This window comes from Burkholderia sp. E168m15 (assembly GCF_016586105.1).
Taxonomy (GTDB): domain Bacteria; phylum Pseudomonadota; class Gammaproteobacteria; order Burkholderiales; family Burkholderiaceae; genus Burkholderia; species Burkholderia orbicola.
In genome coordinates, this window is record NZ_BCPO01000086.1 from 18,503 (window position 1) to 44,036 (window position 25,534).

Consider the following 25,534-nt stretch of genomic DNA (forward strand, 5'->3'; position numbering starts at 1 on the left):
CAACGGAATCCACACCGATGACTACCCAAGACAATCCGCTTTCACATCTGTTCGACAACAACGATGCCTGGGTCAAGCGCCAGCTCGCCGACGATCCCGATTTCTTCGCACGGCTCGCCGACCAGCAGGCGCCGGAATATCTGTGGATCGGCTGCTCGGATTCGCGCGTGCCGGCGAACCAGATCATCGGCCTGCCGCCGGGCGAAGTGTTCGTGCACCGCAACATCGCGAACGTGGTCGTGCACAGCGACCTGAACTGCCTGTCGGTAATCCAGTTCGCGGTCGACATCCTGCGCGTGAAGCACATCATGGTCGTCGGCCACTACGGCTGCTCGGGCGTAAACGCGGCGTTGCACAACCGCCGCGTCGGCCTCGCGGACAACTGGCTGCATCACGTGCAGGACGTGCGCGAGCGCCATGCGGCCCTGCTCGACGAATGGCCGGTCGGCGAAGCGCGTTACCGTCGCCTGATCGAGCTGAATTCGATCGAACAGGTCGTCAACGTGTGCCGCACGACGATCGTCAACGACGCGTGGGCGCGCGGCCAGTCGCTCACCGTGCACGGGCTCGTGTACGGCGTGCACGACGGCCGGATGCGCAACCTCGGGATGTCCGTGTCGAACTTCGACGCGCTCGACGCAACCTACAAGCGCTGCGTGGCGGCGCTGACCGCGCGCGGCCAACATGCGCCCGACAACGACATGGTCGCGGCGGACGCCGCGCAGCTCGACGGCGTCGCGCAGGCGGTCGCCGCCACGCTGAAGCCGTGCGACGACGCGCAGTAACGTGCGGTGACGCGCCAGCTGCCCGGCGGCGGCTGCCGCGCGGGCGCGGCACGCATCGAACGGATCTGACACCGGCACTGCCACGGCGGCGCCAATCCAAGGAGCGACGGACATGAAAACCGTATTGATCGTCGGCGCATCGCGCGGCCTCGGCCGCGAATTCGTCCGGCAATACCGGCGCGACGGCTGGAACGTGATCGCCACCGCACGCGACGCGGCATCGCTCGACGCGCTGCGCGCGCTCGGCGCGCAGCCGCATGCGCTCGACATCGCGCGGCCCGAGCAGATCGCGGCGCTCGGCTGGAAGCTCGACGGCGAACGGCTCGATGCGGCCGTGCTGGTGTCGGGCGTGTACGGGCCGCGCACCGAAGGCGTCGAGACGATCACCGCCGAGGATTTCGACGCGGTGATGCATACCAACGTGCGCGGGCCGATGCAGTTGCTGCCGATCCTGCTGCCGCTCGTCGAGGACGCGCGCGGCGTGCTGGCCGTCGTGTCGAGCCGGATGGGCAGCATCGCCGAGGCGACCGGCACGACCGGCTGGCTGTACCGCGCGAGCAAGGCCGCGCTGAACGACGCGCTGCGCATCGCGTCGCTGCAGACGCGCCATGCCGCGTGCATTTCACTGCATCCCGGCTGGGTGCGCACCGACATGGGCGGCGCGCAGGCCGCGATCGATCCGGAAACGAGCGTGACCGGCATGCGTCGCGTGATCGCCGAATCCGCTTCGGACGTGTCCCAGGCGAACGGCCGGTTCTTCCAGTACGACGGCGTCGAGCTGAGCTGGTGAGTGCGCCGGCCGGCAACTCAGCGTTGTTAATTCACATTTCGCATGATTTTGACCCGACCTGACGCGTGCCCGTGCGGCGGCGCGTCTCCCGCGCCCGCTAAATCGCCGGCGCCGCGCTATGCAGCCTGCTGCGGCCGCTTCATCGACGGCGGCGAAGCCGTCCCAACCGCACTCGAATTGATGCGTTCGCGGTACAGCGCGTACGTCCTCGGCGCGACCGATTACCTGCGCGCGACGTGGGCCGCGCGCACCTGCCCGCCCGATCTCGACACCGACCCCACCGCGCCGGACGCGCCCCGCTGGCTGGGCCTCGCGGTCAAACGCCACGCGCCACTCGACGACCGGCACGCGGAGGTCGAATTCGTGGCCCGCTACAAGGTCGGCGGCCGCGCCTACCGGCTGCACGAGACGAGCCGTTTCGAGCGCGACGAGCAGGGATTCTGGCGCTATGTCGACGGCGAAGTAAGTGAACGCTGACAAATAGTTGCCATGTCAGACGCCGGGTTATTCCCGCATTGCACAACCTGATTTTGTCGGGCTACGATGGGCTCGAATTGGTCATGTTGCATGGCAGGGCTTACGGATGGCGTTCAGCAAGGTATTGGTGGGATGGATGGCGGCCTGTGCGCTGTCGGCCGCTCAGGCCGGTACGCTGCCGAGCGCCAACACGGGTGCAGGCGCCAGCGGGTCGCTCGCGCACGCCGAGCACTTCGACTACGCCGACGCGAACCTGCCGCAGGTTGCCGCCGACCTCAACGAACAGATCCTCCGCATTCCGGCCGACGCGTCGGGCGCCGTCACGCTCGAGGCGACGCTCTTCAAGCCGAACGGCCCCGGCCCGTTCCCGCTCGTCGTCTTCAACCACGGCAAAAATACCGGCGATCTCCATCAGCAGCCGCGCAGCCGGCCGCTCGCGTTCGCGCGCGAATTCGTGCGCCGCGGCTATGCGGTGATCGCGCCGAATCGCCAGGGCTTCGCCGGTTCAGACGGCACGTACCGGCAGGAAGGCTGCAACGTCGGCAAGAACGGCCTCGCGCAGGCCGCGGACGTCGATGCGACGGTACGCTACATGGCGCGCCAGCCGTACGTCGATGCGTCGCGCATCGTCGTCGCCGGCACGTCGCACGGCGGGCTCGTGTCGGTCGCCTACGGCACCGAAGCCGCGGCGGGCGTGCGCGGCATCATCAACTTCTCCGGCGGGCTGCGCCAGGACCTGTGCGACGGCTGGCAGCGCAACCTCGTCGACGCGTTCGACCAATACGGTGCGCACACGGCCGTGCGGTCGCTGTGGCTGTACGGCGACAATGATTCGGTGTGGACGCCCGCGCTCGTCGCGCAGATGCACGATGCGTACGTGTCGCACGGCACGCAGGCGCAGTTCATCGATTTCGGCCGCTACAAGGACGATGCGCACCGGCTGATCGTCGATCGCGACGGCGTGCCCGTCTGGTGGCCGGCCGTGCACGCGTTCCTCGCCGAACTGAACCTGCCGACCGCGGTGCGCTATGCGGTCGCGAACCCGCACGAACCGAAGGCTACCGGCTATGCGTCGATCGACGCGGTCAACGCGGTGCCTTACGTCGATGAAGCCGGCCGCGAAGGCTATCGCCGCTTCCTGAACCAGCATCCGAGCCGCGCGTTCGCGGTGTCGTCGGAAGGCGCGTGGTCGTGGGCCGAAGGCGGCGACGATCCGATGGCGCTCGCGCTCGACAACTGCGCGAAGCAAGGCGCGGGCGCCTGCCGGCTGTATGCGGTCAACGACCGCGTCGTGTGGAACGACAGCACGACGCAGACGGCCGACAACGGCGGCGACAACACCCGCGCCACCGATACGCGCGCGCTGGCTTCGCGCTGACGCGCGGTTGTCGTTTCTCCCGCTTCCCCTTCGCGCGCCGTCGATTCAACGTCACCGCGGCACTCCGCCGCCTGCTTGTCAAATCGAGCACACGCCGCGTAATGCTCGTTTTTACGAGCAATCGACCTGAATTCGCGCCAGATTTCGTCCGGTCGTCCGGCGTTGCGCCGCCCCGCGTCGATCGATCCCGCGCACAACCAGTTCGCCCCCCTTGTCGCCGTCAGCATCTCACCCTCATTGCTCCCCCTATTTCGACGCTCCATCGCGCCCCGGCCCACGATTTTTTTCTGTCGGGGGGTGTCACTCGAACGTCGTCATCTGCGCGCATTTCGCCTGATCCGCCGCGTTCCGTTCCGAGCACCCCCGAACTGCGCCGAACTCCCGCCCAGTAAGGCTGTGCGGCGTTTGTAACCGCTAGTGCAACGTCCGGCGGAACACGCTAATCTCTGCGCGTTTCGTGTCCCGCCGCGCGGCATCCCGTCGATGCCGCGCGGTCGTTTTACCCCCGGAGTCGCCTTGAGTACGCCAGCCACCGACGACTGGGTCGCGCGCAGCCTGCGCGCGGTCTGGCACCCCTGCACCCAGATGAAGCATCACGAGCGCCTGCCGCTCGTCCCCGTCGCGCGCGGCGCGGGCCTGTGGCTGTACGACCGTGACGGCCGCCGCTACTTCGACGCGATCAGCTCCTGGTGGGTCAACCTGTTCGGCCATGCGAACCCGGACATCAACGCGGCGCTGAAGGACCAGCTCGACACGCTCGAGCACGCGATGCTCGCCGGCTGCACGCACGAACCCGCGATCGAGCTCGCCGAACGGCTGCACGCGCTCACCGCGCGCACGCTCGGCCATGCGTTCTTCGCATCCGACGGCGCGTCGGCCGTCGAGATCGCGCTGAAGATGAGCTTCCACGCGTGGCGCAACCGCGGCCGCGCGAACAAGCAGGAATTCGTCTGCGTCGCGAACAGCTATCACGGCGAGACGATCGGCGCGCTCGGCGTGACCGACGTCGCGCTGTTCAAGGATGCGTACGACCCGCTGATCCGCCACGCGCACGTGGTCGCGTCGCCCGATGCGCGCGGCGCGCTGCCGGGCGAGACGGCCGCCGACGTCGCCGGCCGCGCGCTCGCGGACGTGCGGCGTCTGTTCGTCGAACGCGGCGACCGGATCGCCGCGCTGATCGTCGAGCCGCTCGTGCAGTGCGCGGCCGGCATGGCGATGCACGATCCGTCGTACGTGCGCGGGCTGCGCGCGCTGTGCGACGAATTCGGCGTGCACCTGATCGCCGACGAGATCGCGGTCGGGTGCGGGCGCACCGGCACCTTCTTCGCGTGCGAGCAGGCCGGCGTCTGGCCCGATTTCATCTGCCTGTCGAAAGGGATCAGCGGCGGCTACCTGCCGCTGTCGCTGGTGCTCACGCGCGACGACGTGTTCGCGGCGTTCTACGACGACGACACGACGCGCGGCTTCCTGCACTCGCATTCGTACACCGGCAACCCGCTCGCATGTCGCGCGGCCGTTGCGACACTCGACCTGTTCGCGCGCGACGACGTGCTCGCGAGCAATGCCCGCAAATCGGCGACGCTGCGCGCCGCGCTCGCGCCGCTCGACGCGCACCGCCAGGTGCGCCACCTGCGCGAACGCGGCACGCTGTTCGCGTTCGACGTCACGCTCGACGGCGACGCGGCGCGCGGCTTCTCGCGGCGTTTCTTCGAACACGCGCTCGAACGCGAGCTGCTGCTGCGCCCGATCGGCACGACCGTGTACCTGATGCCGCCATACGTGATGAGCGACGACGACATCGCGTGGCTCGCGCAGCGCACGCGCGACACGCTCGACGCGACGCTGGAGGATCTCGGCCGATGAGCCTGCTCGACACCCTGCAACGCGGCCTCGCCGACCTCGACGCGCAAGGGCTGCGCCGCGTGCGCCGCATCGCCGACACCGCGTGCGACGCGCGCATGACCGTGAACGGCCGCGAAATCGTCGGCTTCGCGAGCAACGACTACCTCGGCCTCGCCGCGCATCCGGCGCTCGTCGCCGCGTTCGCGGAAGGCGCGCAGCGCTACGGCTCCGGCAGCGGCGGCTCGCACCTGCTCGGCGGCCATTCGCGCGCGCACGCCAGACTGGAAGACGAACTCGCGGGCTTCGCGGGCGGCTTCTCCGATGCGCCGCGCGCGCTGTATTTCAGCACCGGCTACATGGCGAACCTCGCCGCGATGACGGCGCTCGCCGGCAAGGGCGCGACGATCTTCTCCGATGCGCTGAACCATGCGTCGCTGATCGACGGCATGCGGCTGTCGCGCGCGAACGTGCAGGTCTATCCGCACGCCGATACGGCCGCGCTCGCCGCGCTGCTCGACGCATCGGAGGCCGAAACGAAGCTGATCGTCAGCGACACAGTGTTCAGCATGGACGGCGACCTCGCGCCGCTCGCCGAACTCGTCGCGCTGGCCGAACGCCACGGCGCGTGGCTCGTCGTCGACGACGCGCACGGCTTCGGCGTGCTCGGCCCGCAGGGTCGCGGCGCGCTCGCGGCCGCCGCGCTGCGTTCGCCGCATCTGGTGTACGTCGGCACGCTCGGCAAGGCGGCCGGCGTCGCCGGCGCGTTCGTGATCGCGCATGAAACCGTGATCGAATGGCTGATCCAGCGCGCGCGCAGCTACATCTTCACGACCGCCGCGCCGCCGGCCGTCGCGCATGCCGTGTCGGCAAGCCTCAAGGTGATCGCGGGCGACGAAGGCGACGCGCGCCGCGCGCACCTCGCCGCGCTGATCGAACGCACGCGCGCGCTGCTGCGCAATACGCGCTGGCAGCCGGTCGATTCGCACACGGCCGTGCAGCCGCTCGTGATCGGCAGCAACGATGCGACGCTCGCGGCGATGCGCGCGCTCGACGCGCACGGCCTGTGGGTGCCCGCGATCCGGCCGCCGACGGTGCCGGCCGGCACGTCGCGGCTGCGCGTGTCGCTGTCGGCCGCGCATTCGTTCGACGATCTCGCCAGGCTCGAAGCCGCGTTGATCGAGGCCAGCGAGGCGGCCGCGGCCTCCGTTGGAGCGGCCCGGCAGGAGGCAGCAGCATGACCGCCCCGCTCTCCGTCTTCGTCACCGGCACCGACACCGAGATCGGCAAGACCTTCGTGTCGGCCGCGATGCTGCACGGCTTCGCGCGGCACGGGCTGCGCGCGGCCGCGCTGAAGCCGGTCGCGGCCGGCGCGTACGAACGCGACGGCGTGTGGCGCAACGAGGATGCGGACCAGCTCGACGCCGCCGCGAACGTCGTGCTGCCGCCCGAACTGCGCACGCCGTTCCTGCTGAAAGCGCCGGCCGCGCCGCATATCGTCGCCGCGCAGGAAGGCGTGACGCTCGACCTCGACACGATCGTCGCGTGCCATCGCGAGGCGCTGACGCGCGCGGACGTGGTCGTCGTCGAAGGCGTCGGCGGCTTTCGCGTGCCGCTGAACGATACGCAGGACACCGCCGATCTTGCGGTCGCGCTGGGCCTGCCCGTCGTGCTGGTGGTCGGCGTCCGGCTCGGCTGCATCAGCCACGCGTTGCTGACGGCCGATGCGATTCGCCAGCGCGGCCTCACGCTCGCGGGCTGGGTCGCGAACCACGTCGACCCGGCCATGTCGTTCGCCGACGAGAACGTCGCGACGATTCGCGACTGGCTTGCGCGCGAGCACCGCGCGCCACTCATCGGCCGCATCGCGCACATGACGCCGGCCGCCCCCGAATCCGCCGCGGCGATGCTCGACATCGCCGCGCTCGTCGAGTCGCTGCGCGCCGCGCGGCATTGACCCAACCGATCCCCCAATCCCGCCCAGGACAGGAAAACGAAATGACCCAAGCCCAGACCGCCGCCGTGCAACCCGCCGCGATCCCCGTGGCCGCCCCGGCGTCGCAGCGCTGGCGCGTCGCCGACGTCGTCGCGCTGTTCGAGCTGCCGTTCAACGATCTGATGTTCCGCGCGCAGCAGGTGCATCGCGAGCACTTCGACGCGAACGCGGTGCAGCTGTCGACGCTGCTGTCGATCAAGACGGGCGGCTGCGAGGAAGATTGCGGCTACTGCTCGCAGTCGTCGCATCACGACACGGGCCTGAAGGCCGAGAAGCTGATGGACGTCGACACGGTGCTCGACGCCGCGCGCGCGGCGAAGGCGAACGGCGCGAGCCGCTTCTGCATGGGCGCCGCGTGGCGCAACCCGAAGGAGCGCCACATGCCGGCGCTGACCGAGATGGTGCGCGGCGTGAAGGAGCTCGGTCTCGAGACCTGCATGACGCTCGGCATGCTGGAAAACGAACAGGCCCGGCAGCTCGCCGATGCGGGCCTCGACTACTACAACCACAACCTCGACACGTCGCCGGAGTTCTACGGCCAGGTGATCTCGACGCGCACGTACCAGGATCGCCTCGACACGCTCGACCGCGTGCGCGACGCGGGCATCAACGTGTGCTGCGGCGGCATCATCGGGATGGGCGAGTCGCGCCGCGAACGCGCGGGCCTGATCTCGCAGCTCGCGAACCTGAACCCGTATCCGGAATCGGTGCCGATCAACAACCTCGTCGCGATCGAAGGCACGCCGCTCGAAGGCACCGCGCCGCTCGATCCGTTCGAGTTCGTGCGCACCATCGCGGTCGCGCGCATCACGATGCCGAAGGCCGTCGTGCGCCTGTCGGCCGGCCGCGAGCAGCTCGACGACGCGATGCAGGCGATGTGTTTCCTCGCCGGCGCCAACTCGATGTTCTACGGCGACCAGTTGCTGACGACCAGCAACCCGCAGACGCAGCGCGACCGCGCGCTGTTCGAGCGCCTCGGCATCCGCGCGAGCCAGGCCGACGCGCTGTCGGACAACGCGTAAGCGGCAACGGCCGGCGCGCCGCGCCCGCCAACGAAAAAGCCGGGGCGCGCCCCGGCTTTTTCACGCCCGCGCGCACCACTCAGGTCGCGCCGCCCAGTGCGCGCGGCTCCATGAACGTGTGCCGGAAATAGTCGCGCACCGCGTGCATCGCGGGACTCAGCTCGATGTTCTTGCGCCACGCGAGGCCGACGCTCATCGGCGGCACCGGGTCGCGCAGCACGATCGTCTCGATGCGCCGCCCTTCGAGCGACCATGGGCGATACACCATGTCGGACAGGATCGCGACACCGCTGCCGTTCGCGACCATGCTGCGCACCGCCTCGACCGACGAGGTGCGCAGGATCACGTTCGGCCGGTACGGCGTCTCGTTCCAGTAACGCAGCGCGGTCTGCCCGGCCTCGTCCACCGTCAGCATCACGAACGGCTCGTGCGCGACCTCCGCGAACGTGACGCTCTCGCGCCGCAGCAGCGGATGATGCGCGCCGACCCACAGCCTGCGCACCGAATGGATCACCGGCTCCAGCACGAGCTCCGGATTCGACACGTTCGACGTGAGCAGCACGGCCATGTCGTAGCGGCCCGCGATCAGCCCTTCCTCGATCGACTCGCGGTTCAGCTCGTGCAGGTGGATCGTCAGACGCGGATAGAGCGTATTGAGCCGCAGCACGTGATGCGGCAGGAAGTAGCCGAGCACCGTGTAGCTCGCGGCGATCGCGAGCGTGCCGGTCAGCGTGCTTTCGAGATTCGGGATCCGCATCGCCTCGTCGACCGACGACAGGATCGTGTACGCGTGATTGAGAAAACGCCGCCCGGTATCGGTCAGCGTCACGCCCGCCGACGTGCGCACGAACAGCTGCGTGCCGAGACTGTCCTCCAGTTCCTTGATCGCGCTCGTCACGGCCGACTGCGAGATGGTGAGCTGGATCGCGGCCTGCGAGATCTGTCCGAGCTCGGCGGTCGCGACGAAGTACTTGAGCTGTCTGAGCGTCAGGGCCATGCGCGGTGGAAAACTGATGGGGGCATGGCAACCATCATATCAACCGTCCGTTTCGCGGCAATCCGGACCCGCCCGACCCGCGCACATCCGCCTGCCGCGGCGCCGGGCGGCCGCTTCCCGCGATATCTGAAAAATCGATACGTTCGCATATAAAAATAGAACTATTTTGACGCACCCCGCACGGCTAACCTGCGTTCAACACGGTGTCGACACGCGCTGCGGCGCACGCGAAACCGGAGAACCTGGAGGAACGAACCGTATGAGGAAGCACAGTGTCGACCTGAATTCGGACATGGGCGAAGGTTTCGGCCCGTGGACGATCGGCGACGGCGTCGACGAGCAGATCATGCCGCTCATCAGCTCGGCGAACATCGCCACCGGTTTTCATGCCGGCGACCCGAACATCATGGCGCGCACGGTGCAGCTCGCGCGCGACGCCGGCGTCGGGATCGGCGCGCATCCGGGCTTTCGCGATCTCGCGGGCTTCGGTCGCCGCACGATCACCGAAACGCCGCAGACGCTCGTCCACGACATCCTGTATCAGCTCGGCGCGCTGCGCGAGTTCGCGCGGCTCAACGGCGTGGGCCTGCAGCACGTCAAGCCGCACGGCGCGCTCTACATGCACGCGGCGGCCAACGAGGCGTTCTCGCGGCTGCTGATCGAGACGCTGCAGCGCGTCGATCCCGGCCTGTGGCTGTACTGCATGGAAGCGTCGGTCACGTATCGCGTGGCGAGGGAATACGAACAGCCGGTGATCCGCGAGTTCTACGCCGATCGCGACTACGACCGCAGCGGCTCCATCGTGTTCACGCGCCGCGTCGGGCGCCTCGACCCGCAGCAGGTGGCCGACAAGGTGCTGCGTGCGTGCATCGACGGCAAGGTGCGCACGATCGACGGCGACGACATCGACATCGATTTCGATTCGGTCTGCATCCACAGCGACACGCCCGGCGCGCTCGAACTCGTGCGCGAAACGCGCGACGCGCTGGTCCGCGAAGGCATCCGGACCGCCGGCCCGCGACCGCTCGCCGCTCATCACTGAACCCGATTCAAGGAGACGCAAGATGGCATTGCACGACATCGTCAGCCCGCTGCCGGGCACGTTCTACCGACGCCCGTCGCCCGAGGCGGATTACTACGTCGCGGTGGATGCGACGATCGCGGCCGGCGCGGTGGTCGGCCTCGTCGAAGTGATGAAGCAGTTCACCGAGATCGAATCCGATGCGGCGGGCCGCGTCGTCGAGCTGCTCGTCGACGATGGCGAGCCGGTCGACGCCGGCCAGGTGCTGATGCGGATCGAGGGGTGATGCGATGAAGCCGGCAAACGCCCCCGACACCTTCTATCGACCGTCGCGGATCAAGACCGTGCTGGTCGCGAACCGCGGCGAAATCGCGGTGCGCGTGATCCGCGCGGCACGCGAGCTCGGCATGCGCGCGGTCGCCGTGGTCAGCGACGCGGACCGCGACAGCCTCGCCGCGCGCATGGCCGACGAAGCGATCCACATCGGATCGTCGCATGCGGCGAAGAGCTATCTGAATCCGGCCGCGATCCTCGACGCCGCGCGGCAATGCGGCGCGGACGCGATCCATCCGGGCTACGGCTTCCTGTCCGAGAACGCGGCGTTCGCCGCGCAGGTCGAGGCGGCCGGGCTGATCTTCGTCGGCCCGGGCGCACAGGTGATCGCGACGATGGGCGACAAGGCGCGCGCCCGCGACACCGCGCGGCGCGCGAACGTGCCGACCGTGCCGGGCAGCGACGGCGTCGTCCAGTCGCTCGACGCGGCCCGCGCGGTCGCCGCGTGCATCGGCTATCCGATCATGATCAAGGCGGCCGCGGGTGGCGGCGGGCGCGGCATCCGCGTCGCGCACGACGCCGCGCAGCTCGACGCCGAACTGCCGCTCGCGCAGCGCGAGGCGCAGGCCGCGTTCGGCGACGGCGGCGTCTATCTCGAACGCTTCATCGCGCGAGCGCGGCACATCGAGGTGCAGGTGCTCGGCGACGGCCGCGACGTCGTCCACCTGTTCGAGCGCGAATGCTCGCTGCAGCGGCGCCGCCAGAAGATCCTCGAGGAAGCGCCGTCGCCGTCGCTCACGCCGGCGCAGCGCGACGCGCTGTGCGCGTCGGCCACGCGCCTCGCGCGCGAAGTCGGCTACCGCAGCGCGGGCACGCTCGAATACCTGTTCGACGATGCGCGCGGCGAGTTCTACTTCATCGAGATGAACACGCGCATCCAGGTCGAGCATCCGGTGACCGAGGCGATCACCGGCATCGATCTCGTGCGCGAAACGCTGCGCATCGCCGACGGCGAGCCGCTGCGGTTCGCGCAGGCCGACATCGCGATGCGCGGCGCCGCGCTCGAATGCCGGATCAACGCGGAAGATCCGCTGCAGGATTTCCGCCCGAATCCGGGCCGGATCGACGCACTGGTGTGGCCGACCGGCCCGGGCGTGCGCGTCGATTCGCTGCTCTATCCGGGCTACGTCGTGCCGCCGTTCTACGATTCGCTGCTCGCGAAGCTGATCGTGCACGACGAGAGCCGCGCGGCCGCATTGCGGCGTCTGTCTCGCGCGCTCGGCGAGCTGCAGGTCGGCGGCCTGAAGACCACCGCGCCGCTGCACGTCGCGCTGCTCGCGGACGACGACGTGCGCGCGGGCCGCTATCACACGAATTTTCTCGAAGCGTGGATGCCGTCATGGCGCGAGGCCGCGACGGCCGCCGCCCGGCAGCACGAAACCGCGGACGCCGCGCGCGTCGGGGAGGCCCTGTGACGACCCGTTATACGTTCGGCGGCGACGAGTTCGTGTTCGTCGAGATCAGCGAGGCGATGTCGCTCGACGCCTTCTTCAAGGGCACGGCGATCACGCGCGAATTGCAGCGGCGCGCGGTGCCGGGCATCACCGAGATCTGTCCGGCGAACGCGTCCTACCAGGTGCGCTACGACCCGGACGTGATCGAGCCCGACACGCTCGTCGCGCTGCTCAAGGCGATCGAGGCCGAGGTCGGCGACGCGCCGCTCGAACTCGATACGCGCATCGTCGAGGTGCCGGTGCTGTACAACGACCCGTGGACACACGAGACGCTGATGCGGTTTCGCGAGCGTCACCAGGACCCGTCGTCGACCGACCTCGAATATGCGGCGCGGATCAACGGCAAGCGCGACGTCGACGACTTCATCGCCGCGCACTCGGGTTCGCCGTGGTTCGTGTCGATGGTCGGCTTCGTCGCGGGCCTGCCGTTCATGTACCAGATGGTCGAGCGCGCACGCCAGCTCGAAGTACCGAAATACCTGCGGCCGCGCACCGACACGCCGAAGCTGACGGTCGGCCACGGCGGCTGCTTCGGTTGCATCTACTCGGTGCGCGGCGCGGGCGGCTACCAGATGTTCGGCGTGACGCCGGCGCCGATCTTCGATCCCGCGCAGCGGCTCGACTACCTGCGCGATTTCATGGTGTTCTTCCGGCCTGGCGACATCGTGAAGTTCCAGCCGATCGATCGCGACGCCTATGACGCCGCGGTGGCGGCCGTCGAAGCGGGTACCTTCTCGCTGCGCGTGCGCCCCGTGAAATTCTCGCTCGACGCGTTCCGGCGCGATCCCGATGCGGTCAACCGTTCTCTCGTCGAGGTGCTGCATGCCCGCTGACGCGCACAACCTGATCGAGGTCGTGAAACCCGGCCTCGCGACGTCGGTCCAGGATACGGGCCGGCAAGGCTACTACCACGTCGGCATCCCGCCGTCGGGCTCGCTCGACCAGTACGCGTCGCGCGCGGCGAACCTGCTGGTCGGCAATCCGGAACAGGCGGCCGTGCTCGAATGCACGCTGCTCGGCCCGGAGCTGCTGTTCCATGCGGACGCGCTGGTCGCCGTCACGGGCGCCGAGATGACCCCGAAGATCGACGGCGTCGGGCAGCGCTGCAACGTCGCGCTGTGGATTCGCGCGGGCAGCGTGCTGTCGTTCGCCTACGTGAAGGGCGGCGCCCGCGCGTACCTGGCCATCGCGGGTGGCATCGACGTGCCGGTCGTGCTCGGCAGCCGCTCGACCTACACGCTCGGCGCGATCGGCGGCCACGCGGGCCGGCGCCTGCAGAAAGGCGACCGTTTGCCGATCGGCGCGGCGCGCGGCACGCTTCGCGAAGGGCGCGAGCTGCCGGCGTCGGTCAGCCGGCCGCTGGACAGCCAGGTCGAACTGCGCGTGCTGCCGGGGCTGTACCACTACCGGCTCACCGACGCGTCGGCGCACACGTTCTTCGATGACGAATGGACGGTCGCGCCCGAGGCGGACCGCATCGGCTACCGCTACAAGAACGGCCGGCCGCTGCAGTTCCGGCCGCGCGAGCAGCCGTTCGGCGCCGGGGCCGATCCGTCGAACATCGTCGACGCGTGCTATCCGATCGGCTCGATCCAGGTGCCGGCCGGGGTCGAGCCGATCATCCTGCATCGCGATGCGGTGTCGGGCGGCGGCTACGCGACGATCGGCACGGTCATCAGCGCCGACATGGACCTGATCGGCCAGATGCAGCCGAACCATCGCGCGCGCTTCGTGCGCGTGACGATGGCCGACGCGCTCGCCGCGCGCCGCGAATACCAGCGGCGCCTCGCGCTGCTGCGCGCCGTACTGAAGGACTGAGCGCCACGCGTCCGGCCGTCGCGCCGGGCGCCGTGCGCCGCCCTCCGCTTTCATCCTTCGCTTCCGTTTCCCGTCCGTGCGGCCGCGCGCAGCGCGGCGGGGACGCCTGCGCGCCGTTTTCGCCGGACCGGTTGCCCGCCCCGACGTCGGGGCAACCCCGCGGCTCGCATGGGCCGCGGCCCAGACGTCGTCCGCTGTTTCGCTCATCGAGGAGCACGCTCATGGCCAACCTGGCTCAGGCCCGCACCGACGAGGATCTCGACCTGTCGACGCTCGCCATTCCCGATCACGCACGCATGCCGCCCTTTGCGCTGACGATGGCGTGGTGGGCCGTCTGCAGCGCGGTGTTCTACATCGTCGTCGGCGCGACGCTCGCGCTCACCTACGGCGCGCGCAACGCGCTGATCGGGATGGCGCTGTCGGTCGTCTCGTACGGCATCGTCAATTCGATCATCAGCCGTTACGCGATCCGTACCGGCCTGTCGGTCGCGCTGTTCTCGCGCGTGCTGTTCGGCAGCGCGGGCGCGGCGCTCGCGACGCTGATCTTCTTCGCGACGGCGATCTACTACGCGGTGTTCGAGGGCTCGGTGATCGCGGTCGCCGCGCATCACCAGTTTCCAGCGCTCGACTACAAGTGGGCCGCGCTGATCGTCGTCTGCTACAGCGTGCCGCTCGTGTTCGGCAGCGTGCAGCACTGGCTCGACAAGTTCAACGGCGTGCTGCTGCCGTTCTACCTGTTCGGGTTGCTCGCGGCGGTCGGGCTCGCGACGGCCGAGTACGGCTATCACGCCGCGTGGCTCGATTTCGGGCCGGCGGGCGGCGCCCCGGCCGGCGGCTGGTGGCAGTGCTTCGTCTACTACATGGGCGTATGGGTGCTGATGATGTTCACGTTCGACTACGCGCGCTTCGGCCGCAAGGCCGACGCCCGCTATCACGGCCGCTTCAACTTCGGGATGCCGTTCTACCTCGTCACGTTCCTCGTCAACGGCGCGGCCGGCATCTATCTCGTCAGCACGATTCCCGGGCTCGGCACGCTGTCGGAAGTGTCGGTCGTGCTCGCGCTGCTGAAGCTGATGGGCGTGTGGGGGCTGCTGTTCGTGTGGGTCACGCAGTCGCGCATCAATACCGCGAACTACTACCTCGCGACCGTCAACATGCAAGCGTTCTTCCAGAAGGTCGCGGGGCTGCGCGCGCCGAAATTCGTGTGGGCGGTCGTGGTCGGCGCGGTCGTCTATGCGCTGATGATGGCCGACATCTTCTCGCGGATCCTGCAAGCGCTCGCGTACCAGGGCATCTTCGTCGTCGCGTGGGTCGGCGTCGCGCTCGCGCACATCTTGTCGGCGCGCTACGGGCAGCTCGTCGGCGACGACGTCGAATGCCGCGACGCGCACGTGCCGGTGTTCAATCCGGGCGGCCTAACCGCGTGGTTCGCGGGCGCGTTCGCGGGGCTCGCGCTGAACCAGGCGACCGGGTTCGCCGCGTCGCTGTCGGCGCCGGCCACCTTCGCCGTGTCGTGGCTCGTCTATCGCGCGCTGCTCGGCACCGCGAAGCGGACCTGGTTCGTGCGGAACACGTGACGCGCCGCGGCTCGGCCGATCGTCTGCATCCGACTGCCCTGCGCGTCGCGAATCGAAAGTCTTCTCGACGCACCCACGCGCAGCTTCGGCATGCGCGTCACACGTGCGACGCCGCGCCGTCCAGCGCCGCGCGCACGCGCTCGACGCGTTGCGCGTCGACGGGCGCCAGCACCTCGCCGCGCGGCCGCACACCCGAGCCGAAATGCACCGCGCGCACGCCGGTGGCGCGGACGAAGTCGCCGACCGCGTCGATCGTGAGCCCCGAGCCGGCCAGCACCGTGCAGGTCGTGCCCGCCGCCTGCCGCACGAGCCGCGTGATCGTCGCGACCGCATCGAGCACCGACGGATGGCCGCCCGACGTCAGCACGGACGTGACGGCCGGCACGCGCAGCAACGCGTCGAACGCGGCGTTCAGATCGCGCGCGACGTCGAATGCGCGGTGAAACGTGAGCGCGCGCCCGTCGGCGGCCGCCGCGATCCGGGCCAGCGCACCGAGATCGACGTCGCCATGCGCGTCGAGCGCGCCGAACACGACCCCGTTCGCGCCGGCCGCGACCGCCGCGCGCACGTCGCGCTCGATCACGCGCAGGTCGTCGGCGTCATAGACGAACGAGCGGCTGTGCGGACGCACGATCACGTTGACCGGAATCGGCACGGCGGCCACGACGGCCTCGATCAGGCCGACGCTCGGCGTCAGCCCGCCTTCGGTGATCGCGGTCACGAGTTCGAGGCGGTCGGCGCCCGCGCGGGCGGCGGCCTTCGCATCGCCGACGGTCGTGGCGATCACTTCGAGGAGAACGGAGGAAGCGGCGTGTCGGTTCATGGGCGGCCCGCGAATCATCTGGACAATTCGCGCATCCTAGCCGAGCCGCGTGACGGACGCCAGCGTGGCGGCCGCCGCGGACTTCAGCCCAGTACGTCAGCCGCGCCGCACGAGCCAGACGCCGACGAGCGCGGACAACGCCGTCACCGCGGTGCCGGACACGAACCGGAACATGCGCGCATCGAAGTACGCGCCCTGCTGCTGCATCACGTCGACGATCGCCGGTGTGAGCACGAGCATCCCCCAGCCGAGCATCCCGAGCGCCGTGGTCGCGGCCGCGACGAGCAACGTGATGCCCGCGCCGCGCGCACGCGGCCGGAATACGCCGGCAAACGCACCCGCGGCCAGCAGCACGGCCGACACCGCGAACAGCACGGCAACGAATACGGCCGTCGCGCCCGCGTAGCCGACTTTCATGAACGAGGCCATCTGCGCGGCCATCACGCAAAAGCCGGCGATCGAGAACAGCACGATCGCCAGCGCGTTGCGCACGACGCTCACGCGAAGGCGTGCCGGAAATACGCGGTCGCCGGGCGCCGGAACAGCAGATAGACGAACACCGCGAACAGCAGGAAGCCGGGAATCAGCACCATGAACATCGACTTCGGCATGTTGACGAACGAAAACGCGAAGCCGAACACCGACGTCGCGAGGTAGGCCTTGCGCGACCACTCGCGCCCCTTGAGGATCGCGACGCCGATCACGACGTTCGCGGCTTCGATGATCACGCTGATGCCGAGCGTCGCCCAGACTGGCAGCAGGTAGTGCGACAGCAGCGCCTGGGTGGTCGGCATGCCGATCGAGAACGGCGTATACACGCAGGTGATCGCGTTGGTCACGATGATGATCCACGCGAGGATGGTCAGCGAAATTGGTCTTTTCATGGTGTTTTCCTTTTTATATTCGCCGCCATGGTGGCCCCCGGGACGGCGCGCGCGGTCACGACGGCCGCGCTCGCGCCATTGTCGGGGAAGCGCACGGTGAACGCAACGGCCGCCCCCGCAGCCCCGCGCGCCCTCTCCGCATGCGAGCCGTGCGTCGCTACGCGGCCTGCGCGTCGTCGTCGAGCCAGTCGATATCGCCGCACAGCACGCGCTGCGCATCGCCGACGCGCACGGCCACCGACAGCGTCACGCACGGCTGCGCCTCGTTGATCGACAGGTACGGCCGCGTGACCTGCACGCGCCCCGGCTCGGCGATCGCCGAGCGGAAATACGGCCGGCGCAGCCAGTTCGCGCCCTGCGCGTCCGCCAGCGGCGAAAAACGCGCCTCGGCCAGCGCGCGATCAGCGCGCAGCACGACGTTGCGGCCCGACTGCCGGCCCTGCGCATCGAGCAGGAAGCAGCGCGCGGCGGCGTCGAGCGCGAGGAAATTCCAGCACACCTCGTCGAGCGGCTCGCCGGCCTCGAGGCGCTCGGCCGCGCGTTCGAACGCGCGCAGGTACGGGGCGAGCCGCTGCGTGTCGCGCCGCTCGCGCGCTTCAGTCTGCTGACGAAAGCGCTCGGTCAGCTCGCCGATGCAGCCGGTCGCGGCCGCGCTGTCGGGCAGCCCCGGCGCCGGGCGGCCGAAGTAGTAGCCCTGCACGAAATCGGCCTCGCACGACAGCGCGATCTGCGCTTCGTGCTCGGTCTCGATCCCTTCGACGAGCACCAGCTTGCCGGCCTCGTGCAACAGCGTCACGAGCCCGTGCAGGATCGCGGTGAGCCCGGTGCGGTGCGCCGCGTGCGACAGCATGATGCGGTCGAGCTTCACGATGTCCGGGTTCAGTTGCCAGATCCGTTCGATGTTCGAGTGGCCCGCGCCGAAATCGTCGAGCGCGATCAGGAAGCCGTGCGTGCGGAATTCGCGCACGGCCTCCGCGAGCCGCTCGACGTCGTCCGCGCGCTGTTCGAGCACCTCGAGCACGATGCGGCGGGGCGGCATGCCGAGCCGCTTCAGGTTCGCGAGCAGCGCGGCCGCCTGGAACGGGTCAGTGAGCACGCCGGGATGGACGTTGAGAAACAGCCACTCGCGCTCCGCGCCGAGCAGCGCGAAATTCTCCAGATGCAGCGCCTGCGCGAGCCGGTCGAGCTGCAGCAGTTCGTCGCGGCGCGCGGCTTCGCCGAACACGTCGAGCGGCGACACGGCGCGGTCGAGCGCATCGTGCGCGCGCAGCAGCGCCTCGTAGCCCACCGCGCGCTGATGCGACAGGCTGAATATCGGCTGGAACACGGTCGTGAGCGTCAGGTCGCGATGCTGCGTCGCCAGCCGTTCGAGGCCGGAGCTCATCTCCCGCTCGAACCGGTACGGCGACGCGGCGGCCGGACGCTCCTGTTGCACGATCGTCATGCTTCCTCCTGGTGATGCAATCGAACGCGACGTCCGCCGAAACGGACGACGAACGGGACGGCGCGCAATGTCATGGTTGGACCCTCGGTTGCCCGGCGCGGGCCGGGTGGCTACCCACCTTCAAGCAAGCTCCGTGCAAGGCGCGCAGAACCCATGCGCCGCGCGGCCGCACGCGGCCACCGCACCACCGTGGCGCGCTACTCGCGCACCATTTCCGTGCGCACGCACCGACCGCTTGAACGCGCCCGTCACGTCGGCACGCTACACTCCGTACGATCGTTTCATTTCACGTCATTCGCCGTATCGATGGAAATCGTTTTCACAGTCCTCATTCTGCTGCTGACCGTCGCACTGTCCGGCGCCGTCACGCGCCTCCTGCCGTTGCAACTGCCGTTGCCGCTGATGCAGATCGCGTTCGGCGCGATGCTCGCGTGGCCGAAGCTGAACCTGCACGTCACGTTCGATCCCGAGATCTTCATGCTGCTGTTCATTCCGCCGCTGCTGTTCGCGGACGGCTGGCGGATTCCGAAACGCGAGCTTTATCTGCAGCGCCGCGCGATCCTGATGCTCGCGTTCGGGCTCGTGTTCATGACGGTACTCGCAGTGGGCTACTTCGCACACTGGCTGATTCCCGAGTTGCCGCTGCCGATCGCGTTCGCGCTCGCTGCGGTGCTGTCGCCGACCGACGCGGTCGCACTGTCGGGCATCGCCGGCAAGGGCCGCATTCCGCCGCAACTGATGCACATCCTCGAAGGCGAGGCGCTGATGAACGACGCGTCGGGCCTCGTCGCGCTGAAGTTCGCGATCGCGGCCGCGCTCACCGGCGTGTTCTCGCTGCGCGCCGCGTCGGTCACGTTCGTGATCGTCGCCGCCGGCGGGCTCGCGACGGGCGCGATCGTGTCGTGGGTATTCAGCGCGCTGTCGACGCGCTTCCTGAATGCCGAGCAGGAAGGCGATCCGGCCCCCGGCATCGTGATGACGCTGCTGGTGCCGTTCGCCGCCTACCTGTTCGCCGAGCACCTCGACCTGTCGGGCGTGCTCGCGGCCGTGTCGGCCGGGATGATGATGAATTACACGAGCTTCTCGCGCAAAAGCACCGTCGCGTCGCGCGTGCGCGCCGAAAGCACGTGGGCGATGATCGAATTCGTGTTCAACGGCATGGTGTTCATCATGCTCGGGCTGCAGTTGCCGCACATCATCGGCCGCGCGCTCGTCGACGCGCACCATACGAGCGACGCGCTGGTCGGCCGCATGATCTTCAACGTGTGCGCGATGATGCTCGCGCTGTATGCGATCCGCTTCCTGTGGGTGTGGCTGCTGCGCTGGTTCGCGAGCCGCCGCGCCGCGCGCCATGGCCTCGCCGGCACGATGGCCGGCGTACGCACGATCGCGGTGATGACGGTCGGCGGCGTGCGCGGCGCGGTCACGCTCGCCGGCGTGCTGTCGATTCCGGTCGCGCTGTCCGACGGCGCGCCGCTGCCGGGCCGCGACACCGCGATCTTCATCGCGTCGGCCGTGATCCTCGGCTCGCTGATCGTCGGGGTGATCGGCCTGCCGCTGCTGCTGCGCGGCGTGCGCTCGACGCGCAACCCGCTCGGCAACGAGGAGCGCATCGCACGCTCGGCCGCCGCGCAGGCCGCGATCCGCGCGGTCGATTCGTCGCACGACGCGATCTCGGCCGATCTCGACGAATCGGGCGCGGCGCGCTGCGCGGACATCTCCGCGCGCGTGATGGATCAATATCGCCGCCGGCTCGCCGCGCTGGCCGACGACGGCCCCACGCCGCGCGCGCAAGCGCAGCAGGCCGAAACGATGGAGCTGCAGATGCGGATCGCGGCCGTGCGCGCGGAACGCTCGGCGCTGTACCGGCTGCGCAGCGACAGCAAGATTTCCGACGAGACGCTGACGAAGCTGCTCCGCGAGATCGACCTGTCTGAAACCGCGCTGTCGACGCGCAAGAAAGGCATTGTTTGACGGGGCCGGCTGCGGCCCGCGCGCAGCCACCCAGGACCATAAAAAACGGCGACGCTCGCACGAGCATCGCCGTTTTCACATCCACTCACGCTCGCGTTACTTCGCGACGACGACCGGAATCCCCTTCAGCATCCCCGCGCCCTTCATCTCGTCGAGCGCATGCTGCACGGCCGCGCTCGTCGCCGCGTCGATGCCGAGCTGCAGCGCGAGCTCGCGTTCCGCACGCTTCACGCCGGCCAGGTTGCGCACCTTCACGTGACCGAAGCCGCGCACGCGCGCGTGCAGGTCGGCCAGTTGCACGACCTGCGCCGTATTGCCGGGGGTCATCGCGGCGAACGCACGCGTGAGCGTCGTTTCGTAGTCGTCGGCCAGCGCGCGCTCCATCTTGCGCTCGACCGTGCGGCCGAACGGATCGAGCCACGTGCCGCGCAGGCTGCGCACGCGCGCCAGCATGCCGAACACCGGCCACATCCACTGGCCGAACACGCGCTTCTTCGGCGTACTGCCGTCGCTGCCGGCCTTCGCGACCGTCGGCGGCGCCAGGTTGAACTTCACGCGGTACGTCTGCCCCGGCACGCCTTCGAACTGCGCTTCGAGCGCCGTGCGGAACGCGTCGTCCGTGTACAGCCGCGCGACTTCGTATTCGTCCTTCACCGCGAGCAGCCGGTAGAACGTCGTCGCAACCGCGCGCGTCAGCGCATCGTCGCCCTTCGCGCGCGCCGCGTTCACCAGCGCCCGATAGCGCTCGACATAGCGCGCACCGCCATACGCGTCGAGACGCGCCTCGCGATCGGCGATCAGCTCGGCAAGCGTCTCCGGCGCGGCGTGGACGGCCACCGCATGACGCGCGTTCCACAACGCGTCGAGGCCCGCCGCGTCGCCGGCCGCCATTCGGCCGATCGAGAACGCAAGCTTGTTCATCGGTACCGCGACGTTGTTCAGCTCGATCGCGCGCATCATCGCGGCGAGCGACACCGGCACGAGGCCGAGCTGCCACGCGTAGCCGAGCATCAGGATGTTCGCGCCGATCGAATCGCCGAGGAATTTCGCGGCGAGCGCCTGCGCGTCGCAGCTCGACAGGTAGCCGTCGCCGGCCGCGTGGTGCATTTTTTCAAGCAATGCGTCCGCATGCAGGTTCGCGTCGGGGTTCTGCACGAACGACGCGTTCGGAATCCGGTGCGTGTTGACGACGATCCGCGTGCGCGCGTGACGCACCGTCTGCAGCGCCTCGGCGCTCGCACCGACGACCATGTCGCACGCGAGCAGCACGTCGGCCTGCTGCGTGTCGATGCGCACCTGGTTCAGCCAGCGGTCGCTCGACGCGATCCGCACGAACGACAGCACCGAGCCGCCCTTCTGCGCGAAACCCATGAAGTCGAGCACCGATGCGCTCTTGCCTTCGAGATGCGCGGCCATGCTGATCAGCGCGCCGACCGTCACGACGCCCGTGCCGCCCACGCCCGTCACGAGCATGTCGAACGGCGCCGCGTCGAGGTGCGTCGCCGGCACCGGCAGCGCGTCGACGCGCGCGGCGAGCGCGGCTTCGTCGAACGCGGCGCCGGCCGCCTTCTTCAGCGCCGCACCTTCGACCGTCACGAAGCTCGGGCAGAAGCCGTTCACGCACGAATAGTCCTTGTTGCACGACGACTGGTCGATGCGGCGCTTGCGGCCGAGCGGCGTCTCGAGCGGCTCGACCGACAGGCAGTTCGACTGCACGCCGCAGTCGCCGCAGCCTTCGCACACCGCGTCGTTGATGAACAGGCGCTTGTCCGGGTCGGGGAATTCGCCTTTCTTGCGGCGGCGACGCTTCTCGGCCGCGCAGGTCTGGTCGTAGATCAGCACGGTGACGCCCGGCGTTTCGCGCAATTCACGCTGCACCGCGTCGAGTTCGCTGCGGTGATGGAACGTCGTGCCGGTCGGGAACTGCCCGTGATGACCGTCGTACTTCTCCGGTTCGTCCGACACGACGACGAAGCGCGACACGCCCTCCGCCTCGACCTGCCGCGCGATCTGCGGCACCGAGATGCTGCCGTCGACCGGCTGGCCGCCCGTCATCGCGACCGCGTCGTTGTAGAGGATCTTGTACGTGATGTTCGCTTTCGCGGCGACCGCCTGGCGGATCGCGAGGATGCCCGAGTGGAAGTAAGTGCCGTCGCCGAGGTTCTGGAATACGTGCTTCGTGTTGGTGAACATCGCGTGCGCGGCCCAGTCGACGCCCTCGCCGCCCATCTGGATCAGCCCCGTCGTGTCGCGCTCCATCCATGACGCCATGAAATGGCAACCGATGCCGGCCTGCGCGATCGAGCCTTCCGGCACCTTCGTCGACGTGTTGTGCGGGCAGCCCGAGCAGAAATACGGCGTGCGCTTCACCGCGTCGGCCTCGTTCGACAGGATCTGCGGCGCGACGAGATCGACCACGCGCTCGCGCCGGTCGAGCGCCGGCTTGTGCCGCGCGAGCCATGCCGCGAACACCGGCAGGATGCGCGACGGACGCAGTTCGCCGAGCTCGGACAGCAGGCACGCACCGGCCGCGTCGTGCTTGCCGAGCACGCGCGGACGGGCGCCTTCGGTGCGGTTGTACAGGTAGTCCTTGATCTGCTGCTCGATGACCGGGCCCTTCTCCTCGATCACCAGCACTTCGGCGAGCCCGTCGACGAAGGTTTCGATGCGCGTCATTTCGAGCGGATACGACAGGCCGACCTTGTAGATCCGCACGCCGGCCGCGTCGAGGTCGGCGACCGTCAGGTCGAGGCGGCGCAGCGCTTCCATCAGGTCGAGGTGCGCCTTGCCGCAGGTGACGATGCCGACGTTCGCCTGCGCGCTCGGCGCGATCCACTTGTCGATGCTGTTGGCACGCGCGAAATGGCGCACCGCGTCGAGCTTCGCCGCGAGACGCGCCTCGATCGTGAGGCTCGGCAGGTCGGGCCAGCGGTTGTGCAGGCCGCCCGCCGGCGGCGTGAAGCCTGCCGGCGCCGGCCAGCGCGTCTGCAATGCATCGAGGTCGACGGTCGAGCCCGACTCGACCGTTTCCGAGATCGCCTTGAAGCCGACCCACGCGCCCGAGTAGCGCGACAGCGCCCAGCCGTACAGGCCGAATTCGAGCATGTCGGCGATGTTCGACGGGTTCACGACCGGCATGTGCCACGCCATCATCGCGAAATCGCTCTGGTGCGGCATCGACGACGACACGCAGCCATGGTCGTCGCCCGCGACGACCAGCACACCGCCGTGCGGCGACGAACCGTACGCGTTGCCGTGCTTCAGCGCATCGCCCGCGCGATCGACGCCCGGGCCCTTGCCGTACCACATCGCATACACGCCCTCGACCGTACGCTCCGGGTCGGCCTCGACCCGCTGCGTGCCGAGCACGGCCGTGCCGCCGAGTTCCTCGTTGATCGCGGGCAGGAAGCGCACGCTGCTGGCGTCGAGCAGTTTCTTCGCCTTCCACAGCTGCTGGTCGACCATGCCGAGCGGCGAACCGCGATAGCCGCTGACGAAGCCGGCCGTGTTGAGCCCCTGTTCGGTATCGACCGCGCGCTGCATCAGCAGCAGGCGGATCAGCGCCTGCGTGCCGGTCAGGAAGATCCGGCCGCGCGTCGCGGTCAGGTTGTCGGTCAGGCGGTAGTCGGACAGGGCAGGCGTGCCGTCGACGGGCTGGCGGGCGGTCATGAGGGGATGTCTCCGGATTGTGCTGTCGTGCTGTTCTGGGCCGTGCGCGGCGGGGCGTCGGATGACGCAGGGTGCCGGCAGCGAATGGCTCTATTTTTTCGCGCGCGGCCGAGAATGTTTTTTCTCATCTTGCTCGGAGGGGCCTGCCGTGAGAAAAACTGCGCAGCTTTTTGACGGGATTTGAGAGAGTTCTCGCGCGGGGCGGCCGGAGTGTGATGGGGAGGCGTGTCGCGGTGGTCGGATGGTCCGGCGGAAAAGGCGGGGCGTGCCGCGGGGCTCACCGTCAGCAGGGTGGATGGCGCTCGAACCCCTTGCGACAAGGGTTTCGGGGCATCGGGCCGTCACCCTCACCGTTGGAATGCACAGCATTCGGATTGGCTGGCGACGTCGGATGTCCACAATGCCGCGCCGCTCTGTCGATCGGCTCGCGCGCTCACCGTTCGATTGCACAGCGTTTCGAGTGGCGTCGGGGCCGGGATATCCACATCAGGAATCGGCATGCGGGGCGCTCACCGTTGAAATTCACAGATTGGCGAGTGAATTTCGGCGGCGGATATCCACATCGGAAACCGCGCGTTTCGTCGGTCCTCCGCCTGCGCTCACCGTTCGAATACACAGGGACGAGCGTGGGTTTGCCGGCTGGACATCTCGCCTGAACACGCTGGTCGAGCGATTGCCGGCTCGCTCTCACCGTTGAAATACACAGGGCTTCGACTGGCTGGCGGGGTAGTTGTCCACGTGCGGAACTGCGTTGCCTCCCGACCATACGCGCACTCTCACCATTGAAAACCACAGCGCTTCGAGTGCTTGAGCAGGCCGGATATCCACATGGACGTGCGTTCTCCGATCGATAGCTGACGCACGTTTCGAAGCGTACCGCCAAGGGGCAATCCATATCGGAAGCGGCTCGTCACCCGATCGGACGCGGATGCTCACCGTCGAAATACACAGTGCCGCGAGTCGTTTCGACGGATGGATATCCACATGGACGTGCGTTCTCCGATCAATAGCTGACGCACGCTTCGAAGCGTACCGCCAAGGGGCAATCCATACCGGAAGCGGCTCGTCATGCGGTCGGGCACGGATGCTCACCGTCGAAATACACAGTGTCGCGAGTCGTTTCGACGGACGGATATTCACATGGAGGTGCGTTCCCCGATCAATAGCTGACGCACGTTTCGAAGCGTACCGCCAAGGGGCAATCCATACCGGAAGCGGCTCGTCATGCGGTCGGGCACGGATGCTCACCGTCG

The 25,534-nt window shown here is 68.8% G+C and carries 21 protein-coding genes; 15 read left to right on the top strand and 6 right to left on the bottom strand.

Annotated features, from left to right (window positions below; all coding sequences use genetic code 11):
• The first annotated feature begins 17 nt into the window (after positions 1 to 17).
• The 8 genes from can (at position 18) to bioB (ending at position 8,287) form a co-directional block, all read left to right on the top strand.
• A complete protein-coding gene (gene can / locus JMF86_RS14605) occupies positions 18 to 785 on the top strand; it encodes a carbonate dehydratase (protein WP_011546334.1) in 768 nt (255 codons plus the stop codon).
• Between the two features lie 112 nt (positions 786 to 897).
• Positions 898 to 1,575: an SDR family oxidoreductase gene (locus JMF86_RS14610; RefSeq protein WP_011546335.1), complete on the top strand. Its 678-nt coding sequence runs from the start codon at positions 898 to 900 to the stop codon at positions 1,573 to 1,575.
• Between the two features lie 42 nt (positions 1,576 to 1,617).
• The gene (locus tag JMF86_RS14615; protein ID WP_175809922.1) at positions 1,618 to 2,052 is read left to right on the top strand and encodes a YchJ family protein; all 435 of its coding nucleotides are present in this window, start codon (positions 1,618 to 1,620) and stop codon (positions 2,050 to 2,052) included.
• A gap of 106 nt (positions 2,053 to 2,158) precedes the next feature.
• Positions 2,159 to 3,430, top strand: coding sequence for a dienelactone hydrolase family protein (locus JMF86_RS14620; protein WP_201317029.1), 1,272 nt, complete (start codon positions 2,159 to 2,161; stop codon positions 3,428 to 3,430).
• Between the two features lie 516 nt (positions 3,431 to 3,946).
• Positions 3,947 to 5,293, top strand: a complete 1,347-nt coding sequence (bioA, locus tag JMF86_RS14625) for an adenosylmethionine--8-amino-7-oxononanoate transaminase (RefSeq protein ID WP_171984273.1) — start codon at positions 3,947 to 3,949, stop codon at positions 5,291 to 5,293.
• Entirely contained in the window at positions 5,290 to 6,510 is a 1,221-nt protein-coding gene (gene bioF, locus JMF86_RS14630; protein ID WP_077180400.1) for an 8-amino-7-oxononanoate synthase, read from the top strand. Before bioA ends, bioF begins: the two co-directional genes overlap by 4 nt.
• Positions 6,507 to 7,226: a dethiobiotin synthase gene (gene bioD / locus JMF86_RS14635; RefSeq protein ID WP_077180401.1), complete on the top strand. Its 720-nt coding sequence runs from the start codon at positions 6,507 to 6,509 to the stop codon at positions 7,224 to 7,226. Before bioF ends, bioD begins: the two co-directional genes overlap by 4 nt.
• 41 nt (positions 7,227 to 7,267) lie before the next feature.
• Entirely contained in the window at positions 7,268 to 8,287 is a 1,020-nt protein-coding gene (gene bioB, locus JMF86_RS14640) for a biotin synthase BioB (RefSeq protein ID WP_074802124.1), read from the top strand.
• A gap of 79 nt (positions 8,288 to 8,366) precedes the next feature.
• Here bioB and JMF86_RS14645 read toward each other — a convergent pair whose 3' ends face one another.
• On the bottom strand, positions 8,367 to 9,284 hold the full coding sequence (locus tag JMF86_RS14645; protein ID WP_006483476.1) for a LysR family transcriptional regulator: 918 nt from the start codon (positions 9,282 to 9,284) through the stop codon (positions 8,367 to 8,369).
• A 259-nt stretch (positions 9,285 to 9,543) separates the two neighbouring features.
• Here JMF86_RS14645 and JMF86_RS14650 point away from each other — a divergent pair, with 259 nt between their 5' ends.
• From JMF86_RS14650 to JMF86_RS14675, 6 genes are all read left to right on the top strand, one after another.
• A complete protein-coding gene (locus JMF86_RS14650) occupies positions 9,544 to 10,326 on the top strand; it encodes a 5-oxoprolinase subunit PxpA (protein ID WP_077180402.1) in 783 nt (260 codons plus the stop codon).
• 22 nt (positions 10,327 to 10,348) lie between these two features.
• On the top strand, positions 10,349 to 10,591 hold the full coding sequence (locus JMF86_RS14655; protein ID WP_077180403.1) for an acetyl-CoA carboxylase: 243 nt from the start codon (positions 10,349 to 10,351) through the stop codon (positions 10,589 to 10,591).
• A gap of 4 nt (positions 10,592 to 10,595) precedes the next feature.
• Positions 10,596 to 12,053, top strand: coding sequence for an acetyl-CoA carboxylase biotin carboxylase subunit (locus JMF86_RS14660; protein ID WP_077180404.1), 1,458 nt, complete (start codon positions 10,596 to 10,598; stop codon positions 12,051 to 12,053).
• Entirely contained in the window at positions 12,050 to 12,925 is an 876-nt protein-coding gene (locus JMF86_RS14665) for an allophanate hydrolase subunit 1 (protein ID WP_006495445.1), read from the top strand. The genes JMF86_RS14660 and JMF86_RS14665 overlap by 4 nt, the downstream gene beginning before the upstream one ends.
• Positions 12,915 to 13,910, top strand: coding sequence for a biotin-dependent carboxyltransferase family protein (locus JMF86_RS14670; protein ID WP_077180405.1), 996 nt, complete (start codon positions 12,915 to 12,917; stop codon positions 13,908 to 13,910). Before JMF86_RS14665 ends, JMF86_RS14670 begins: the two co-directional genes overlap by 11 nt.
• Before the next feature lie 221 nt (positions 13,911 to 14,131).
• A complete protein-coding gene (locus JMF86_RS14675; protein WP_077180406.1) occupies positions 14,132 to 15,487 on the top strand; it encodes a cytosine permease in 1,356 nt (451 codons plus the stop codon).
• Positions 15,488 to 15,584: 97 nt separating this feature from the next.
• Here the strand turns inward: JMF86_RS14675 and JMF86_RS14680 are convergent, their stop codons facing one another.
• From JMF86_RS14680 to JMF86_RS14695, 4 genes are all read right to left on the bottom strand, one after another.
• A complete protein-coding gene (locus tag JMF86_RS14680; protein WP_053524072.1) occupies positions 15,585 to 16,310 on the bottom strand; it encodes a copper homeostasis protein CutC in 726 nt (241 codons plus the stop codon).
• Positions 16,311 to 16,406: 96 nt separating this feature from the next.
• Complete coding sequence (locus JMF86_RS14685) at positions 16,407 to 16,811, bottom strand: hypothetical protein (RefSeq protein ID WP_077180407.1); 405 nt, start codon at positions 16,809 to 16,811, stop codon at positions 16,407 to 16,409.
• The gene (locus tag JMF86_RS14690) at positions 16,808 to 17,194 is read right to left on the bottom strand and encodes a hypothetical protein (RefSeq protein ID WP_077180408.1); all 387 of its coding nucleotides are present in this window, start codon (positions 17,192 to 17,194) and stop codon (positions 16,808 to 16,810) included. Before JMF86_RS14690 ends, JMF86_RS14685 begins: the two co-directional genes overlap by 4 nt.
• Before the next feature lie 157 nt (positions 17,195 to 17,351).
• A complete protein-coding gene (locus tag JMF86_RS14695; protein WP_011546344.1) occupies positions 17,352 to 18,638 on the bottom strand; it encodes an EAL domain-containing protein in 1,287 nt (428 codons plus the stop codon).
• Between the two features lie 306 nt (positions 18,639 to 18,944).
• On the opposite strand from JMF86_RS14695, the gene JMF86_RS14700 reads away from it, so the two are divergent.
• Complete coding sequence (locus JMF86_RS14700; RefSeq protein ID WP_054928153.1) at positions 18,945 to 20,612, top strand: Na+/H+ antiporter; 1,668 nt, start codon at positions 18,945 to 18,947, stop codon at positions 20,610 to 20,612.
• A gap of 96 nt (positions 20,613 to 20,708) precedes the next feature.
• Here JMF86_RS14700 and JMF86_RS14705 read toward each other — a convergent pair whose 3' ends face one another.
• Positions 20,709 to 24,281 carry an indolepyruvate ferredoxin oxidoreductase family protein gene (locus JMF86_RS14705; RefSeq protein WP_077180409.1) on the bottom strand — a complete coding sequence of 1,191 codons (3,573 nt, stop codon included), beginning with the start codon at positions 24,279 to 24,281 and terminating at the stop codon, positions 20,709 to 20,711.
• Between the last annotated feature and the right edge of the window lie 1,253 nt (positions 24,282 to 25,534).